This window comes from Halocatena halophila, assembly GCA_027563145.1.
GTDB lineage: Archaea > Halobacteriota > Halobacteria > Halobacteriales > Haloarculaceae > Halocatena > Halocatena halophila.
Genome location: CP071306.1, coordinates 2,114,593 through 2,130,505 on the forward strand (window position 1 = coordinate 2,114,593; position 15,913 = coordinate 2,130,505).

Genomic DNA, 15,913 nt, shown 5'->3' on the forward strand with positions numbered 1-15,913 from the left:
GTCCGGGTATGGACCCCACTGAGCAGATCACGTTCGGAACGGACGGCTGGCGAGATACGCTTACTAATTTCACTGACGAGCGCGTCCGTATCGTTGCCCAGGCGATCGCCGATCACATCACAAACGGGACGATTGCCATCGGGTATGATGCCCGCGAATCCTCGAAGGCCTTCGCGGACGCGGTTGCCGAGGTGGTAACGAACAACGGTCTTGACGCCTATGTCAGCGACCGTGACTGTCCGACGCCCGTGTTGGCCTGGTCGCTCTCCGATCGGGATTTCGACGGTGGCGTTATGATCACGGCGAGTCATAATCCGCCCGAATACAACGGGATCAAATTTCTCCCCCCGGCTGGTGCGCCGGCACTGCCAGCGGTAACCGATTCGCTCACAGAGCGGTTGGCTGAGCCGAAAACGGTTGCTCGGTCGGAGCGTGGAACGGTTGAAACGGCGGCGTTCGTGCCCGCATACAAAGAACACGCGATCGATTACGTGGGAGCGCCCTCGTTCGATGGGATGACGATTGCCTACGACGCGATGCACGGGAGCGGTCGCGGTGTGACCGACACGTTGCTCGCAGACGCCGGGGCCACTGTCGAACGGCTACGAACCGAGCGCGATCCGACGTTTGGTGGAACACCGCCCGAACCCAGCGCAGACCGTCTCGAAGCGCTTGCCGATCGCGTTCAATCCGGCAATGCAGAACTCGGCATTGCCAACGACGGCGATGCCGATCGCATCGCCATTATCACGCCAGATCGGGGCTATCTCGATCCGAATCTCTACTACGCGGTGCTCTACGACTATCTCCTCGAATCGAACTCTGGGCCGGCGATTCGGACGGTGTCCACAACGTCATTGCTCGATCGCATCGCACACGACCACGGTGAGGAGGTGTATGAGACGCCGGTTGGATTCAAGTGGGTCGCTGATGGAATGGCTACTCACGATGCCCTCATCGGTGGTGAGGAAAGTGGTGGCTACGGACTCACAACCCATCTGCGAAACAAAGACGGCGTCTTGCTCGCATTGCTCACCGTGGCAGCCCATGCAGAGCAATCGATCGACGAGCGGGCGGATGCGATCGTCGAGACCTACGGTGGGATTCATCAGGATCGGCTCAGCGTTGCGTGTCCGAATGACCGCAAAGCGGCCGTCATTGCGGACGTTGAGTCGGTGTTGCCCGAGGAAATTGCGGGTGTCGCCGTCGACTCGGTCGGCACCGACGACGGATTCAAGATCAACCTTGCGGATGGCTCCTGGCTATTGGTCCGTCCGAGTGGCACCGAGCCAAAGATGCGAGTGTATGCTGAGGGCGACTCGGACGAGCGCGTCGACACGTTACTCTCGGCGGGCGAGGAGCTCATCGAACCGCTGGTCTGATCCCACGCAGCCGCTCGCCAGTGTTTGTGATCTCGAAGTCGTTATGCTCGTAGAACGGACGGACCGCGGGGCTGAATCGAGCACAAAGTCTACGGCCTTCTCCGGCTGTATCGATCAGCCGTGAGCCGATCGATTGCCCCCGGCGATTCGGTCGGACCGCAATCGCCTTGATCAGCTCCCCCTCCCGGACGAGTACCCCGACGACGGTCGTTGCAGTTGCAGCAACCAGGACGCTGTTGGCTTCGATTCGCGACCGGACCGTTTCGATAGAACAGGCGAGCAGTCCAGCGTCGATCACACCCATTACGTCCGTGAGCTCGTCTACTGTTGCGGTTCTGATGGTGATGTCGTCCATTAGCCGCCTTTAATCAGTCTGAGAATTCTGACGTGATCTGTCTCGATGGGCTGATCTTCGGGCACTGGCGTGTCATCGACGAGAACGGTTGCCTCGTGCGTGCTCAGCCCGACGGCCGTGAGGAGATCGCCGTAGGTGTCGCCATCTGCCACGTCGATCGTGTGAGTGGTATCGCCAACCACCTCGGCTGTGCAGTCCATGTCGATGCTAGAGGTGTTCGATCCGTTTGAGCGTGGCGTTCAGTTTCCGTCTTCGCCCTCGAGGGCTGCAGTCTGCAGCTCTTTTCCTCGCTCGGACTCGACGGTGAGTGCTGGAACTGGCGTTGGCCGACGATTCTCGTCGATTGCGACGTAGACGAAATACGATTCTGTCGTCTGTTCGCGGGTTTCTGTGCGAGGATCCTCACGAAACGCCCGCAGTCGGACGCGCATGCTTGTCTCTCCCACTGAGTAGACGTATCCCTCGATCGCGGCGAGATCGCCAACCAGTATCGGCTGTTGGAAATCCACTCGATTGATCGACGCCGTCACACACGATTCACCGGAAAATCGCATTGCAGCCATCGCACCAATCTCGTCCATCCATTTCAACACGTTGCCACCGTGGGCCGTATCCAGCATGTTCGCGTGGTTGGGCTGGATCATCCAGCGGTTCTCCAGATACGTCTCCTCTAAGGTTGCCATTATCCTCTGTACGGTGCTCGTGGGGAAGGCTCTGCTGGTGTGTTTCACGTTCGTGGGGTGGTGACAGCCCTGATTCGACAGATTTGACTGTCAGATCACGGAAGTCATTGTGGTGCAATCGGAATGTCGAGCTATGCGCATTCGACCTGCGACCCCAGCGGATCGATCCGAGCTCCCTGCCCTTCATACGGCTACCGTCGAAGCGTTCGGCCCTGAGGCGTACGACCAATCGACGGTTGAGGCGTGGGCGAAAGCCGGCGAGCGCACACCGTCCGATTACGTCACCGACAACACAGAGCATTTCACCGTGGCAATCAAAAACGACGACATCGTTGGCTTTGGGCATCTCATTCCTGAGAAATCGGCCGTGCACGCGGTGTATGTCCACCCAGACCACGCACGAACTGGGGTTGGGAGCGCACTGCTCGCCGAGCTCGAGGGATACGCTCGTGGTTGTGGCTGTGAGGAACTCTCACTGCAGGCGTCGCTCAATGCGGTCGGATTCTACGAGCAGGCAGGATACACAGCCGTCGAAGCAGTCGATCTCGATGGTATCCGCGTCTGTGAGATGACCAAAGCGCTCTGCGTGTGATTACGGTTCTTCGAACATTCCAGTCGACATGTATCGCTCGCCGCTGTCCCAGAAGACGGTGACAACGAGGGGGTCATCGATATCATCTGCGAGTCGGCGCGCGACTCGCTGGGCTGCCACGCTTGAGCCCCCGCTCGATTGGCCAACGAGAATGCCTTCTTCGGTGGCAAGCCGGCGACATTCGGCTTCGGCGTCGTCGATCGAGACGGTTTCGATTGCGTCGATCAGCTCGCGGTCGAGATTCGGGCTGACGAACCCCGGGCCCATCCCCTGGAACGTGTCTTCGCCGGCGTTACCGGTCGAGAGCACGGCGTTCGCTTCGGGTTCGACAGCAACGATCTGAAGGTTGGGAAAGGCTTCGCGGAGTCGCCGACCGGTTCCAGAAAGCGTCCCCCCAGTGCCGACGCCCGCGACCAGGGCGTCGATCGATCGATCGCCCACCTGCTTGAGAATCTCTTCGCCAGTTGTTTCGTAGTGGGCCGTTGGGTTCGCTGCGTTTTCGAACTGTCTGAGCTGGACTATTCCCTCGCTGGCTTCGAGATCGTCCGCACGCTCGCGGGCGTCAGAAATGTCGCCGTCGACCAATTCGATGTCGGCACCGTAGGCACGCATGAGCTGGCGTCGCTCGGGAGATTTCGAGGCTGGCATCACAATTTTGCAATCGTATCCCTTTGCTGCGGCAACGACCGCCAGTCCGATCCCGGTGTTGCCGCTCGTCGGCTCAACGATTGTATCACCTGGCTTGAGCGTGCCATCGCGCTCTGCGCTGGTGACCATCCACAATGCTGGGCGGTCTTTGGCACTCCCACCTGGATTTTTGGACTCGATCTTGGCAGCCACCGTCGCCGTCGATGGCAAATCGATAGCCACGAGGGGCGATCCGATGGCGTCGAGAATAGAGTCGTGCATAGTTCAGTTCACCCGTACGATCCTATAGACGTGGCGAAACGAACAGGTTGCTCAGTCTGAATGCCAGAGTCCCTGTGCCGGATGGAACACCAGATACGCGTCCACATCTGAGGTGTCGTTCGGGTGTGGCGTGTGGATCGAGAGCTGGCCCATGTCCTGGTGGCGCTCGTTCAGTTCGTTCGCCCACTGATCCGCTGCTGTAGGCGTTTCGAACGTCCGTCGAGGCGGATCTGTGGCTGGTAGCTCAAAATCCGACCGCGTGAACGCCGTCTCGCGAAACACGGATGGCTTGAGTTCGACAACAAACGACTCAGTCATGGCTTTGCCATCTCCGCCCCCTCGCATAAACGTCCTGATACGGCGCTGGTGGTAGCACAATCGGTAAGGTGACCAACCTCATACTGCTGATAATGACACTCGAAACGATGGCCCCGAATCCCGTCTGGGACGATGAAGCCCACGAATCAACCGTCTCTGTCCTCGCCGAAAACGACGAGGTTACCTACACGATCTGGGGTGGTGACTGGTGTAAGGACTGCCGATCACAGCTGCCTGATTTTTCAGCTGCGCTTGAGGCTGCCGGCGTTGAGGACGATCGCATCACGCACGTCGCCGTCGATCGAGAGAAAAACGGGCCTGGTGTTGATGAGTACGACATCGAATACATTCCCACGATCGTTGTCGAACGAGATGGCGAGGAGATTGCCAGATTCGTCGAGTCCGAATCGGTTCCAGCAGCCACGTATCTCGCCGAGCAGCTTTCCTGATCTCAGTTGCGTTCGAACCACTCAACTGCGTCACTGACTGACGACTGTGGCGGCGAACAGCTGAACTGCTGACAACAGTACACCGTTGGAACTCCATCTTTGTCAGTTCGATTCGCCCATAGCGGTGGTGGTGATTCGAGCCCGAGCCGGTCGAGCCATCCCGTAAGCTCCGGCGGTCGGGGTGCGAGTAGTCGACGTGGGAGATACATCTCGGCGAGTTCGGTTGATGGCTGTGCTGGCTGTCGATCGACGATTGTCAGCTCTGTGTGACCACTGGTGTACTCGTCCATGGCGAGCGCGAGCGTGACCCGTCGGAGTGGATCACTCTTGATGGCAGCTGCGTGTGTTTCGAGCACGCCAGCGGCGATCTCTGCGAACCGATCGTGAGTGGCGAATCCATCGAGTGCCCCTAACAGCTCGACGGCAACGCCGGTGCTTGAGGGCGTCGACTGATCTGAAAGCTCCTGTGGTCTGGCGAGCAACTCCTCTCCAGATTCGGGAGTGAAATACAGCGTTTGTTTCGTTTCGTCCCAGAACTCTCGTTCGATCGCCTCTGCAAGCTCGATCGCCAGGGCCAGCCAGTCAACCTCACCGGTTGCTTCATAGCAGGCCAGTGCGCCCCGACCGACGAAGGCATAATCCGAGAGAAAGCCAGGTTCACCAAGGGTTCCGTTGGTGCTGTCGTGATACAGCGTTCCGTCCCTCCAGAGTCGGTCGCGGACGAACGTGAGTGCTTTTATAGCCCGCTCGGCGTGGGAGTCGTTCTGAGAGACGATTGTGGCCTCGGCTATGGCCCGGCACATGAGGCCGTTCCAGCCAGCGATCACTTTCTCGTCTCGGGACGGCCGTTCGCGCGTACTTCGCCGTTCGAACAACGCTTTCCTGGCGGCTCTGAGATGCGTCTCGACAGTCGATTCGTCCAGGTCGTGGCTCTTGGCAAGTTCCTCGATCGAGGTATCGATCGTCAACACGGTGGTGTGGTTCTCGAAATTCCCCGCTTCGGTGACGCCATAGCGGTCACAGAACAGCGTCCCGGCGGTGTCGTTGTCGACGGCATCGTGGATTGCTTCGGGTGTCCAGACGTAGAACGCCCCTTCTGTGCCCTCGCTCTGTGCGTCGAGCGTGGCGAAAAAGCCACCATCTGGATGAGAGAGCTCTCGGTCGACGAACTCAATCGTTCGGTTTGCTGCCCGGCGGAACCGCTCAGTATTGCTGTACTGATAGCCAGCTAGCAGTGCGCGCGTGAGTTCGGCGTTGTCGTACAGCATCTTCTCGAAGTGCGGAACGGTCCACTCACGATCCGTGGTGTAGCGGTGAAATCCACCACCGACGTGATCGAACAGTCCGCCAGAACAGATCGCATCCAGTGTGTCGATGGCAGCCACCCCGTACGCATCACGGCCTGTGGTGTCCGCCGCACGAATGAGTGCCTGAATGCGGCCAGTCTGTGGGAATTTCTGTCCCGTTCCGAACCCGCCGAACTGCTCATCGACACTCGAGAGCGCGCGCTCTGCGGCCGATTCGAGGATGTCATCGCTGGGTGAGTGATCAGGCTGGTCGGGGACCGGGGATAGCTCATCCTCGATGGCGTCGCTCCACTGCTCTGCACGTTGTTCCATCTGCTCGCGCTGGTCGGGGTCGGCCCACGATTCGGCTACATTCTCCAGGAGCGTTCCGAACGCCGGAATCTGTCCGCGTGGTTCCGGGGGGAAATACGTCCCAACGTAGAACGGTTTGCCTGCCGGGGTCAGCCAGACGGACAGCGGCCAGCCCCCACCACCGGTGACGAGCTGACAGATCGTCTGATACAAACTGTCGAGATCGGGTCGCTGTTCGCGATCCACTTTGATCGGCACGAACTGCTCGTTCAATGTGGCCGCGATTGCCTCATCCTGGAAGCTCTCGTCTTCCATCACATGACACCAGTGACAGGCGGCATAGCCGATCGACAGAAAGATCGGTACGTCTCGGTCGCGGGCGGCTTCCAGCGCGGCGTCGTCCCACGGCTGCCAGTTGACCGGGTTGTCAGCGTGCTGAGTGAGATACGGACTCGGCGCATTTGTGAGGCGGTTGCGACTGGTCGGATCGGTCATACCTGACCCTACGAACAGCCCGATTGTAAGTGGCAGGCTCAGGCGACGGCTCTCGTGATGGGCTTTGCGAGTCGACGGGGGAGCCAGCTTGCGAACGAAACGAACGGAGTAAACTGCCCCCAGCGGGGCTCAACCGCGACGTAGCCGTTTCCGATCCGTTCGAGCTTTCCCGTCGATTCGAGATAGTCAACGGCTGCTTTCATCCGTTCGGGGTTCATGTCGTGTGCGTTGGCCAGCTGGTCGATCGTTTTGGGCTGGGTGACCGCTCGGAGCCCACGATAGATTGCCCCAATCGAGTTGATCTGATCCATTGCCGCGCGCGGATCCTCGTCGTCGAGATCTGCAAACACGGCTGGTGGGCTCGTTTGTGATTCATATCGAACGGTCGTCGCTCCATCAAGCACGAACCAGCTCCCAGCGATCACGAGCAGCTTTCCGGCCAGCGGATCGACACCGGCAATCCAGCCATAGCAGCCAACCACCAGCAGCGAGCCCCCCGCCAGAAGGCTGTTTGAGCCGTCCGGAAGATCGTAGTGGGTGCCGAGATAGCTACCAATTCCAGCACCAACCACTGGCGCAGTCGCGACGGTTGCTGATAGCACCGTGGTGTCTTGATCAGCCGCGAGCAATCCTGTGACCAGGATGGCCGCGAATAGCCAGCTGAGGGGAGAATCACCATCGGGGAGGGACATACTCCAGCGTATTTTGCACTCGGATATAAACGCTTGCCCGCAGGGATCGTTCGACCGGTTGTGCAGATCGAACGACAACGCTTACGTCTGCGTGGCGCGGTTTCTCGCGCATGAACGAGACGGTGGTACTCATCGGTGGTGGTGGTCGCGAGCACGCGCTTGCGCGTTCGATCGCCGAATCGGACGTTGCGCTGTATGCCTGTGCGTCGAACCGCAACCCTGGAATCACGGCACTCGCTGATGGCTTTGAGCAACTCGATGAAACCGACTCGGAGGCTGTCGTTGAGTACGCCCGCTCGGTTGACGCCACGCTGGCAGTAATCGGTCCGGAGGCACCGCTGGCGGCTGGTGTCGCCGATGCGCTCGATGCGGCTGGAATCTACGCCTTCGGTCCACAGCAGGCCCAGGCCCGCATCGAAACGGACAAATCGTTCCAGCGGACGTTCATGGCCGAAAACGACATTCCGGGCTGTCCGGATTTCGAGACGTTCGACGACATGGACGCCGCCTGTGCGTATATCGAGGAGTACGACGGCGATCTCGCCATCAAACCTGCCGGACTTACGGGCGGGAAAGGTGTCCGCGTCACTGGCGATCAGATCACGAAATCCGAAGCGATCGACTATCTCCAATCGGAAACGTACGACCGCGTCGTGCTTGAAGAGCGCCTGATCGGCGAGGAGTTCACCGTTCAAGCGCTTGTTGCCAACGGCGAGTTCCGCGTCTCACCGGCCGTTCAGGACCACAAACGAGCATACGAGGGCGATGAGGGTCCGAACACTGGCGGCATGGGAAGCTACGCCGACAGCGAGGACACCCTCCCGTTCATGGAGCCAACGGAGTACGCCCAGGCCGTTTCGATCATCGAATCGGTCGTCGAAGCGCTCGATGGCTATAAAGGGGCGCTCTATGGGCAGTTCATGCTGACGGCAGAGGGTGTTTCCGTTGTCGAGTTCAACGCCAGATTTGGCGATCCCGAGGCGATGAACACGCTTCCGGTGCTCGAAACTCCGTTCGTCGACGTGCTCACGGCAGCCCGTGACGGTGAACCCCTGCCAGAGCTCGCGTTCGACTCCCAGGCCACGGTGTGTAAGTACGCGGTTCCCGAGGGCTACCCAACCGATCCGAACGCCGGTGCACGCGTAGAGATCGACGCGGAGAGTGCGGGCGAGGCGCTGTTGTTCTACGCCAGCGTCGACGAACGCGAGGACGCCATCTACACTACCACCTCTCGATCGTTCGCGGTTGTCGGCTGTGCCGATTCGATTGCTGGGGCCGAATCGATCGCCGAAGACGCACTGGCCGTTGCTGGTGAGGAGGGCCTGTCGGTTCGCCACGACATTGGCACCGAGTCGCTCATCCAGCGCCGGATCGATCATATGGCGTCGCTTCGTCAGTGAACGTATGCAGACCGACGGTGGCCCCTCACGACACACCGAACTCGACCGACACCAGACGCCTGGGTCGAAAAACTCGCTGTGGTACTGGACAGACGCAAAACACCCGCTCAGGATTGTCATCAACTACGTTGTCATCGTGCTGGCGCGAATCTCTCCGAGCCTCCGCCTGAAAAATTGGCTGCTGCGTCGAATCGGCGTCACTGTCGGTACTGGTGTCTCGTGGGGACTCGAGTCGACGCCAGACGTGTTCTGGCCGGAGCTGGTCACCGTCGAATCGAACGCCATCATTGGGTACGATGCGACCCTGCTCTGTCACGAGTTTCTTCAGGACGAGTATCGGACCGGTGCGGTGGTTATCGAGGAGAATGCGATGGTTGGTGCCGGTGCGATCGTTCTCCCGGGGGTCACCGTTGGTGCCGGTGCACAGGTTGCCGCGAACTCGCTCGTCGCACACGACGTTCCACCCGAAACGACCGTCGCTGGTGTGCCGGCTACAGAACAACTCCAGCGCTAGGCCAGCAGCGAAAGCGACACCAGCGCAGTCATGAACACGCTCGTTCCGACCGTTGAGTAGATAATATACCGCCAGCGGTCCATGTGAGCCATCCCAGCTGGCATCGAAATGAGCACGCGAACGACTGGTATACAGCGGCCCACCAGTACTGATTTCTCGCCGAACCGATCGAACCAGTCGCGAGTCCAACTACCAATGGTTCTCTCGAACCGGTTCGATGGACCAAGCCGTGCTGTAAGCTCCTCATCAAACCGGTCTGTGACGGCATACACGCCAACGCTGCCAATCACGGTACCAAGTGTGGTGTCTCCGACGAACAGAACGAATGATATGGGATCGTGGACGAGAACGACCGCAGCGACCGGAACGACGAACTCCACGGGGGCAAAATGGAGCAGAAACGAAGCTTCGAGGACCGTGTAGACGAACAGCGCAAGAAATCCATACTGGTGGAGAAATCCAATGAGTGCTGTTGCGACGATCCCAGTCACAAATGATGATACTACCAACGTGCGTATATCACTGCTCGCCAGCTATCTTCTCTTGGACGCCGGCTGCTGGCTATTGTAATCGAGATCGTGCCCGAACAAAGACGGCCGGGTCGGCAGTTCCTAGCGATCTCGCATAATTCCATCGCGCATCACGATGTGATTCGGCAAAATGAACTCCTCACCCTCGCTCTCGATGTATGTGGTGAACAGATCCACCTCCTGGACGATCCCGCTTTTCTCATCGACGGTGATCGTATCACCGATCGTGTAGGGTTGTAAGAATATGAGATATATGCCGGCCGCAGCAGCCGCCAACAGATCTTTGAATGCAATTGCTCCAAAGACGATCAGTCCCAGGATGTACCCACCAAGGACGATCATCAATGGCAGAGTCTCGATCCGGAGCTCTTCGAGTGCGACCAGCGTCGCAACGAACAGGATGGAATATTTCGCGGCGGGTGGGATCAGTGAAACTTCAGTGAGCTTGATATCCTGCAACCAGTTTTGTACTTCGACCTGTACCTTATCGCCCAGAATCAGCCCAACGATGATCACAAGTGCCGCGACGAACACCCGTAACAGATAGCCTCGAAGCAGCTCTGCGTAGTAACTCGTCCCGAGCAGCCCCCCAATCGAGAGCGTCAAGCCGACGGCAAGCGCCAGCACGAACAACGTCACCATCCACGACAGAATTCCCGTCGTTGACGTTCCGAGCCGGTTGACCGTCCGCTCAAACGTCGTTCCCTCAACACTGTCGGGTATTCCGGCCGCCATAAACAGTCGTTTCGATAGCCGTCCGAGGATGATCGCAACAAACACGCCCGTCACGAACACCATCAACGGAACGAGCGAACTCGATATCTCCGTCCAAAACTGGTGCAGTATTCGTTGAATCGCTGTCATCATCAGTACGCCTCCGGATCGAGTTCGAATATAAGTTCACCGCCTGAAAATGCGCGCACAAGCCCATCGCTTTCCGATAAGACGATTGCTATTGAGTTGGTCTCTCTCGTGATCGCACCAGCAGCCATGTGTCTCGTTCCGAGTCCCTTGGGAATGTCCACCCCTTCTGTCGCCGGTTCGAGATACCGGTATGCCGAGACGATCTTGCCAGAATCGGAGATCACGAACGCGCCGTCCAGGCGGGAAAACTCTTTGAGCATCACGTCAACGATCGGATCTCCGACGTGGACGTGTGATTTTTCGAATGGATTGTACGAAAGCGAGCGAGATTTGTTCATCACCTTGCCCGCGTCGCCAACAACGAACAACGCTCCCACCGGCTTTCCTTTCTGGCCTTTCTTGCCGAGTCCGATCACGACTTCGAGGACGGCCCGAATCACGGACGGTTCGGCCCGCGAATTGACGAACAGATCGTAAATCCCGGTCTGAGAGAATTCGCCCGCACGGACGCGCGTAAACGAATCCAGTCCATCGTCGAACAGGCGCAGTGCACAGAGCACCATCGTTCCGGTGTCGATGAGTTCCTGGTCAATACCGCCTTCCAGTGCGAACCTGATCTGCTCTCTGACATCCGTAAACTGCAGTGGAAGCTCAATGAACAACTCGGCACCAACAGCGTTCTCGGTGTCCACAACGACAACCGGCACGTCAACGGTGGCACGAATCTCCTCGAAGTTCGCCCCGCTCGGGGAGAACACGAACAACGCATCGACATCGGCGACAAGATCCGCCACGATCCCCCCCACTCCAGACATACTATTCTCTACTGTTGTTGGAGGCCCGACACAGGAAAACCTTTCCGGCCGTCAATAGCAAGCCCCACTGCTCATTTGGAGAGCGCTGCCGTTGCCTCCCGAAGCAGGCCATCGAGCAGTTCTGGGGTCGTGGGGTGATACGCCCGATCAGGAATCTCACGGCAGTCTAACTCCATCTCGATGATCACCTGCATCGTTTTTGCCATCACGTCTGCGTGGTAGTGGAGTCCCTGATAGCCGAGGACGGTGCCGTCAGTGCCCACGATGAGCCGAGCATATCCCAAAGGAACGGCTTTCGTTTTGAACACGCCGTCATCGCTTGCGTCGCGATCAACCGTGTGGTGATCGATTCCGGCGGCCGTCGCCGACCGTTCCGTGTGCCCGACGCGAACCGCCGGGTAGACGCCGACGCCGGCGAACACGACGAGATGGGTGGTGTTTTCGTACGGTAGTGGCGTCTCCCCACGGTCGATCCGCTGGATGTTTTCGGCGGCAATTGCTCCTTGTTCTTTGGCCACGTGGAGAATCGGCTCCCGGTTGTTGGCGTCCCCGATGATGAACGTCCGATCGTCATCTCGGGCCTGCATTGTGGGTTTCACCCACTCTCCGATGGGATCGACCTCGGTCGTTTCGAGGCCGAGCCCAGAGAGTGCTGGTCGTCGTCCGGTAAAAACGAACAGCTCCGCCGCGCGGATATCGCGCTCGCCGTCGTCGTCAGCGATCGTCACCGCAACTCCATCGCCGTCTCGTTCGACAGATTGTTCGGTCGTGTTCGTCAGAATCTCGATATCGAACTGCTCACGGTAGATGTCGAGTAACTCCTCGCCAAACTCCGGATCGAACGCGTCCAGTGGACGGTCGTCGTGTTCGATCACGGTAACGTCCATCTCCGCGGCCGTCGCCAGATACGCTGCGAGTTCGATCCCCACGAAGCCAAAGCCCATCACAATCGCTGACGCTCCGAATGACGTGCTATCGAGCACGTCGGCACTCGTTCGGTAGGGAACCGAATCGATCCCGGGAAGGTCCGGAATATTCGGGGTCGATCCGGTGGCAACCACCGCGTAGTCGGCACTAATCTCCGTATCATCAACTCGAACGGTCCGGTCGTCGATGAAGCGAGCCGTGTCGTGAATGAACGAAACGTTTGGCCGTTCTGTGAGCTCCTCGATCGTCGATCTGCGATGGGCAGCAAACGAGTGGATATGCTCGTCTTTCGTTGCGACGGTCGCCTCCAGGTCGACATCCGGCGACCGCCCGGTCAGTCTGTGGTCATCTGTTACCTGAAACTGATGGGCACCGGCAGAGAGCAGTTCCTTGGAGGGCATACACCCACGGAGAATACAGAGTCCACCGCCGGGATCGCCGTCATCGATAAGCGTGAGATCATAGCCTGCATCGGCCAGCGTCTGTGCCACAACAACGCCAGCGCTGCCGTACGCTCCAACGACGAGTACGTGCGTCACGAAAAGCAGAGGAACTGCCAACCGCTTAGGTTTTTCTGTGGGTCACACCTGAGAACGGATCTCCACGGACGCGTCGGACTGCACCCACGCGCGGTGATTGGCTGGATCGTAGATCACTACGTCACCCTCCTCGAGTTCGAGGACGATACACTCGCTGTCGGGACCTCCGTCGTTCGGGCTGTCAAATGATCGTGTGCTCATTTTCCTGTCGTGCCGGCCGGATTGATTCCATGTCATAGTATACCACAAGATAATATAAACTTTCAGTATCCGGAAGGTTAATGGGGGTATAATGTTAATTGATAACATTACACAAGTTAACAGTAATCGTAGCAATCGAAAATACAACGAAAACAAACTGGGAACTACTTTCTTCGCCGATCGTCCAGAATCAATTGGAGCGCGCTAGGCAGAAATGCCTGCGTCCGATTCGATCTCACCGATCTTGACGAAGCCATAGTCACAGTCGGTGCACGACCATTTCGTTTTTTCGCCCAGTTGTACGAGCGTGCTCGCAGTCCGGTAGAACGTGGTTACGCTGGCGCACTCGGGGCAGGTATGTTCGATTTCCAGGCTCATACCCCGGGTTGGCTTGCCTGTCACTTTACTGTTTTGAAGGGGGTGCAACTGGATCTCGAGCGTCCGTCACTGAAGCGTCGTGTTTTTCCTGATTCGGGTCGTTGGTACGTTATCGATGGCCCGCTATCACATCGAGACGTACGGCTGTACGGCTAACCGGGGTGAGAGCCGCCAGATCGAGCGCATGCTCAGAGACGGCGGTCACCGTCCGGCTGACGGTCCGGACGACGCCGACGTTTCGATTCTCAACACGTGTACCGTCGTCGAGAAGACCGAGCGGAACATGCTTTCGCGGGCCAAAGAGCTGTCGGACAAATCCGCTGATCTGGTCGTCACGGGCTGTATGGCGCTTGCACAGGGAGAACTGTTCGAATCGGCAGATCTCAATGCGGACGTGCTTCACTGGGATGTGGTTCCCGAGGCGATCCGTAACGGTGAGTGTCCGACGACGACGCCCGACACCGAGCCCGTGCTCGATGGTGTAATCGGTATTCTTCCCATCGCTCGTGGCTGTATGAGCGACTGTTCGTACTGCATCACCAAGCACGCGACTGGAAAGATCGACAGCCCCCCGATCGAGGAAAACGTCGAAAAGGCCCGCGCTCTGGTTCATGCCGGGGCGAAAGAGCTCAGAATTACTGGCCAGGACACCGGCGTTTACGGCTGGGACACCGGCGAGCGATCACTCCACCGGCTGCTAGAGGAAATCTGTGCGATCGAGGGCGAGTTCAGGGTCCGTGTCGGGATGGCCAATCCCAAGGGTCTCCACGGTATTCGCGAGGAACTGGCGACCGTGTTCGCCGAAAACGAGAAGTTGTACAACTTCATCCACGCGCCAGTGCAGTCGGGATCGAACGACGTGCTCGGCGATATGCGCCGCCAGCACCAGGTCGAGGAGTTTCTCGAAGTGGTCGAAACGTTCGACGATATGCTCGAGTACTGGACGCTCTCGACGGATTTCATCGTCGGCTTTCCGAGTGAAACCGACGCTGATTTCAGACAGAGCCTTGCGCTCATGGGTGAAACGCACCCCGAGAAGATCAACGTCACCCGGTTTTCGAAACGTCCCGGGACGGACGCCGCCGACCTCAATGGGCTCGGTGGGACCATCAAAAAAGAGCGCTCAAAGGAGATGGTCGAGAAGAAAATGGGCATCGTCAGCGGTGCCTACGAGTCGATGGTGGGAGAAACCCACGAGGTACTCGTCGTCGAACCGGGCACCGGCGATTCGGTCAAATGCTACGACGAGGCCTATCGACAGGTGATCATCACGAACGCCAGCGATCACGGAATTGAGCCTGGAGAGTTCTGCACCGTCGAAATCACGGGTGCAGAGCGCGTGTACTGCTTTGGCGAACCGGTCTAGGACTCCTGTTCGTCTTTCCACTCGCCGAGCTCTTTCGGATCGAGATGAACGAACACGTCGTCGATTTCGGGGATTTCCCGGATCGACGTGACGACATCGGTTTCAATTTCGTGCGCATCGAACAGCGAGCGCTCGCCTTCTATTTCGAGGTGGAGGCTCACGTCGATTTCGGGACCGACATAATGAGGAACCACGTCGTGAACGCCGTTTACATCAGGGTGGGAAAGTGCTCGCTCAACGATCTCCGCCTGGAGGTCCTCTGGGGGAGCGCCACCAACCAGATAGCCGAAGTTGTCGATCACGATCTCCAGCCCGGTGTAGATGATGCCGATGGAGACGAGCCCCCCAGCGATCGGATCGAGAAATGGATAGCCGGCAACACCACCGATGACACCAACCAGTGCCGCCCCGGCGGTCAACACGTCAGCACGATTGTCGAGTGCGGTGGCCTCGATTGCCGGTGAGTGGTAGGTCTTGCTCATCCGGAGACAGTATCGATACAACAGAAATTTGATGATTGCTGCACCACCCAGCACTCCGATCGCTGCGGTGCCACCGACTGCGGCGTGTCCCTCGAGGATCGATCGGATCGCGTTGGCCAATACGGCAAGGCCTGCTCCGATGATGCCGATCGCAACGAACAGCGAGACGAACGGTTCGATTCGCTCGTGGCCGTGGGGATGGTCGAAGTCCGGTGGCTGGGTTGTCACGTACAGCCCCCCGACGACCACGATGCTGTAGACGGCATCGGCGACGCTGTTGACCGCTTCCGAGCCCACAGCGATCGACCCCGTGGCGAGATAGACACCACCTTTTGCCAGCGCCAGCACGAGATTCACCGCCAACACCATCAGTCCGACGCGACGCAGGGCGGCGGCCCTGTTCATCGGTTTCTGGTCTGATTCA

General features: G+C 58.7%; 20 protein-coding genes. 6 read left to right on the forward strand and 14 right to left on the reverse strand.

The features are described 5' to 3' along the window. The first annotated feature begins 8 nt into the window (after window positions 1–8). Entirely contained in the window at window positions 9–1,382 is a 1,374-nt protein-coding gene (locus JXQ78_RS11270; protein WP_330630863.1) for a phosphohexomutase domain-containing protein, read from the forward strand. Here the strand turns inward: JXQ78_RS11270 and JXQ78_RS11275 are convergent. Genes JXQ78_RS11275 through JXQ78_RS11285 form a run of 3 tightly spaced genes read right to left on the reverse strand, consistent with a single transcriptional unit; the run spans window position 1,363 to window position 2,420 of the window. Further along, window positions 1,363–1,737 carry a GNAT family N-acetyltransferase gene (locus JXQ78_RS11275; RefSeq protein WP_330630864.1) on the reverse strand — a complete coding sequence of 125 codons (375 nt, stop codon included), beginning with the start codon at window positions 1,735–1,737 and terminating at the stop codon, window positions 1,363–1,365. The two genes, JXQ78_RS11270 and JXQ78_RS11275, sit on opposite strands and share 20 nt — an antisense overlap. Next, window positions 1,737–1,937, reverse strand: coding sequence for a ubiquitin-like small modifier protein SAMP2 (gene samp2, locus JXQ78_RS11280; protein WP_330630865.1), 201 nt, complete (start codon window positions 1,935–1,937; stop codon window positions 1,737–1,739). Before samp2 ends, JXQ78_RS11275 begins: the two co-directional genes overlap by 1 nt. 39 nt (window positions 1,938–1,976) lie before the next feature. Continuing rightward, window positions 1,977–2,420: an acyl-CoA thioesterase gene (locus tag JXQ78_RS11285; RefSeq protein WP_330630866.1), complete on the reverse strand. Its 444-nt coding sequence runs from the start codon at window positions 2,418–2,420 to the stop codon at window positions 1,977–1,979. 133 nt (window positions 2,421–2,553) lie between these two features. Here JXQ78_RS11285 and JXQ78_RS11290 point away from each other — a divergent pair, with 133 nt between their 5' ends. Then, entirely contained in the window at window positions 2,554–3,012 is a 459-nt protein-coding gene (locus JXQ78_RS11290; protein ID WP_330630867.1) for a GNAT family N-acetyltransferase, read from the forward strand. Here JXQ78_RS11290 and JXQ78_RS11295 read toward each other — a convergent pair whose 3' ends face one another. Beyond that, a complete protein-coding gene (locus JXQ78_RS11295; RefSeq protein ID WP_330630868.1) occupies window positions 3,013–3,921 on the reverse strand; it encodes a PLP-dependent cysteine synthase family protein in 909 nt (302 codons plus the stop codon). It lies immediately after the preceding gene. Between the two features lie 51 nt (window positions 3,922–3,972). Beyond that, window positions 3,973–4,239, reverse strand: a complete 267-nt coding sequence (locus tag JXQ78_RS11300; protein ID WP_330630869.1) for a hypothetical protein — start codon at window positions 4,237–4,239, stop codon at window positions 3,973–3,975. Between the two features lie 92 nt (window positions 4,240–4,331). Here JXQ78_RS11300 and JXQ78_RS11305 point away from each other — a divergent pair, with 92 nt between their 5' ends. Next, on the forward strand, window positions 4,332–4,688 hold the full coding sequence (locus JXQ78_RS11305) for a thioredoxin family protein (protein ID WP_330630870.1): 357 nt from the start codon (window positions 4,332–4,334) through the stop codon (window positions 4,686–4,688). Window positions 4,689–4,690: 2 nt separating this feature from the next. On the opposite strand, the gene JXQ78_RS11310 is transcribed toward JXQ78_RS11305, so the two are convergent. Beyond that, window positions 4,691–6,781: a thioredoxin domain-containing protein gene (locus JXQ78_RS11310; protein ID WP_330630871.1), complete on the reverse strand. Its 2,091-nt coding sequence runs from the start codon at window positions 6,779–6,781 to the stop codon at window positions 4,691–4,693. A 38-nt stretch (window positions 6,782–6,819) separates the two neighbouring features. Next, window positions 6,820–7,473 carry a hypothetical protein gene (locus JXQ78_RS11315; RefSeq protein WP_330630872.1) on the reverse strand — a complete coding sequence of 218 codons (654 nt, stop codon included), beginning with the start codon at window positions 7,471–7,473 and terminating at the stop codon, window positions 6,820–6,822. A gap of 110 nt (window positions 7,474–7,583) precedes the next feature. Here JXQ78_RS11315 and purD point away from each other — a divergent pair, with 110 nt between their 5' ends. Both purD and JXQ78_RS11325 read left to right on the forward strand, forming a co-directional pair. Beyond that, window positions 7,584–8,873 (forward strand): phosphoribosylamine--glycine ligase, encoded by a 1,290-nt coding sequence (gene purD, locus JXQ78_RS11320; RefSeq protein ID WP_330630873.1) that lies wholly within the window; start codon window positions 7,584–7,586, stop codon window positions 8,871–8,873. Window positions 8,874–8,877: 4 nt separating this feature from the next. Continuing rightward, window positions 8,878–9,387, forward strand: coding sequence for an acyltransferase (locus JXQ78_RS11325; RefSeq protein WP_330630874.1), 510 nt, complete (start codon window positions 8,878–8,880; stop codon window positions 9,385–9,387). Here the strand turns inward: JXQ78_RS11325 and JXQ78_RS11330 are convergent. From JXQ78_RS11330 to JXQ78_RS11355, 6 genes are all read right to left on the reverse strand, one after another. Beyond that, a complete protein-coding gene (locus JXQ78_RS11330) occupies window positions 9,384–9,878 on the reverse strand; it encodes a DedA family protein (RefSeq protein ID WP_330630875.1) in 495 nt (164 codons plus the stop codon). The genes JXQ78_RS11325 and JXQ78_RS11330 overlap by 4 nt on opposite strands. A gap of 120 nt (window positions 9,879–9,998) precedes the next feature. Beyond that, a complete protein-coding gene (locus JXQ78_RS11335) occupies window positions 9,999–10,784 on the reverse strand; it encodes a mechanosensitive ion channel domain-containing protein (RefSeq protein WP_330630876.1) in 786 nt (261 codons plus the stop codon). Further along, window positions 10,784–11,596 carry a diadenylate cyclase DacZ gene (gene dacZ, locus JXQ78_RS11340; protein WP_330630877.1) on the reverse strand — a complete coding sequence of 271 codons (813 nt, stop codon included), beginning with the start codon at window positions 11,594–11,596 and terminating at the stop codon, window positions 10,784–10,786. Before dacZ ends, JXQ78_RS11335 begins: the two co-directional genes overlap by 1 nt. A 71-nt stretch (window positions 11,597–11,667) precedes the next feature. Beyond that, entirely contained in the window at window positions 11,668–13,062 is a 1,395-nt protein-coding gene (locus JXQ78_RS11345; RefSeq protein WP_330630878.1) for a dihydrolipoyl dehydrogenase family protein, read from the reverse strand. A gap of 42 nt (window positions 13,063–13,104) precedes the next feature. After that, entirely contained in the window at window positions 13,105–13,263 is a 159-nt protein-coding gene (locus JXQ78_RS11350) for a DUF7331 family protein (protein WP_330630879.1), read from the reverse strand. Between the two features lie 204 nt (window positions 13,264–13,467). Beyond that, window positions 13,468–13,641, reverse strand: coding sequence for a DUF7838 family putative zinc beta-ribbon protein (locus JXQ78_RS11355; protein WP_330630880.1), 174 nt, complete (start codon window positions 13,639–13,641; stop codon window positions 13,468–13,470). A 115-nt stretch (window positions 13,642–13,756) separates the two neighbouring features. Here JXQ78_RS11355 and JXQ78_RS11360 point away from each other — a divergent pair, with 115 nt between their 5' ends. Continuing rightward, a complete protein-coding gene (locus tag JXQ78_RS11360; RefSeq protein ID WP_330630881.1) occupies window positions 13,757–15,007 on the forward strand; it encodes a tRNA (N(6)-L-threonylcarbamoyladenosine(37)-C(2))-methylthiotransferase in 1,251 nt (416 codons plus the stop codon). On the opposite strand, the gene JXQ78_RS11365 is transcribed toward JXQ78_RS11360, so the two are convergent. Further along, on the reverse strand, window positions 15,004–15,894 hold the full coding sequence (locus JXQ78_RS11365; protein ID WP_330630882.1) for a cation diffusion facilitator family transporter: 891 nt from the start codon (window positions 15,892–15,894) through the stop codon (window positions 15,004–15,006). The genes JXQ78_RS11360 and JXQ78_RS11365 overlap by 4 nt on opposite strands. Window positions 15,895–15,913 lie beyond the last annotated feature (19 nt).

Bases quoted from the DNA above. Each gene is read 5' to 3' on its own strand.
- dacZ (WP_330630877.1), bottom strand. From the start codon at position 11,596: ATGTCTGGAGTGGGGGGGATCGTGGCGGATCTTGTCGCCGATGTCGAT.
- JXQ78_RS11315 (WP_330630872.1), bottom strand. From the start codon at position 7,473: ATGTCCCTCCCCGATGGTGATTCTCCCCTCAGCTGGCTATTCGCGGCC.
- JXQ78_RS11270 (WP_330630863.1), top strand. From the start codon at position 9: ATGGACCCCACTGAGCAGATCACGTTCGGAACGGACGGCTGGCGAGAT.
- JXQ78_RS11300 (WP_330630869.1), bottom strand. From the start codon at position 4,239: ATGACTGAGTCGTTTGTTGTCGAACTCAAGCCATCCGTGTTTCGCGAG.
- JXQ78_RS11310 (WP_330630871.1), bottom strand. From the start codon at position 6,781: ATGACCGATCCGACCAGTCGCAACCGCCTCACAAATGCGCCGAGTCCG.
- JXQ78_RS11325 (WP_330630874.1), top strand. From the start codon at position 8,878: ATGCAGACCGACGGTGGCCCCTCACGACACACCGAACTCGACCGACAC.
- JXQ78_RS11365 (WP_330630882.1), bottom strand. From the start codon at position 15,894: ATGAACAGGGCCGCCGCCCTGCGTCGCGTCGGACTGATGGTGTTGGCG.
- JXQ78_RS11335 (WP_330630876.1), bottom strand. From the start codon at position 10,784: ATGATGACAGCGATTCAACGAATACTGCACCAGTTTTGGACGGAGATA.
- JXQ78_RS11355 (WP_330630880.1), bottom strand. From the start codon at position 13,641: ATGAGCCTGGAAATCGAACATACCTGCCCCGAGTGCGCCAGCGTAACC.
- JXQ78_RS11290 (WP_330630867.1), top strand. From the start codon at position 2,554: ATGCGCATTCGACCTGCGACCCCAGCGGATCGATCCGAGCTCCCTGCC.
- JXQ78_RS11275 (WP_330630864.1), bottom strand. From the start codon at position 1,737: ATGGACGACATCACCATCAGAACCGCAACAGTAGACGAGCTCACGGAC.
- JXQ78_RS11295 (WP_330630868.1), bottom strand. From the start codon at position 3,921: ATGCACGACTCTATTCTCGACGCCATCGGATCGCCCCTCGTGGCTATC.
- JXQ78_RS11350 (WP_330630879.1), bottom strand. From the start codon at position 13,263: ATGAGCACACGATCATTTGACAGCCCGAACGACGGAGGTCCCGACAGC.
- JXQ78_RS11285 (WP_330630866.1), bottom strand. From the start codon at position 2,420: ATGGCAACCTTAGAGGAGACGTATCTGGAGAACCGCTGGATGATCCAG.
- samp2 (WP_330630865.1), bottom strand. From the start codon at position 1,937: ATGGACTGCACAGCCGAGGTGGTTGGCGATACCACTCACACGATCGAC.
- JXQ78_RS11360 (WP_330630881.1), top strand. From the start codon at position 13,757: ATGGCCCGCTATCACATCGAGACGTACGGCTGTACGGCTAACCGGGGT.
- JXQ78_RS11305 (WP_330630870.1), top strand. From the start codon at position 4,332: ATGACACTCGAAACGATGGCCCCGAATCCCGTCTGGGACGATGAAGCC.
- purD (WP_330630873.1), top strand. From the start codon at position 7,584: ATGAACGAGACGGTGGTACTCATCGGTGGTGGTGGTCGCGAGCACGCG.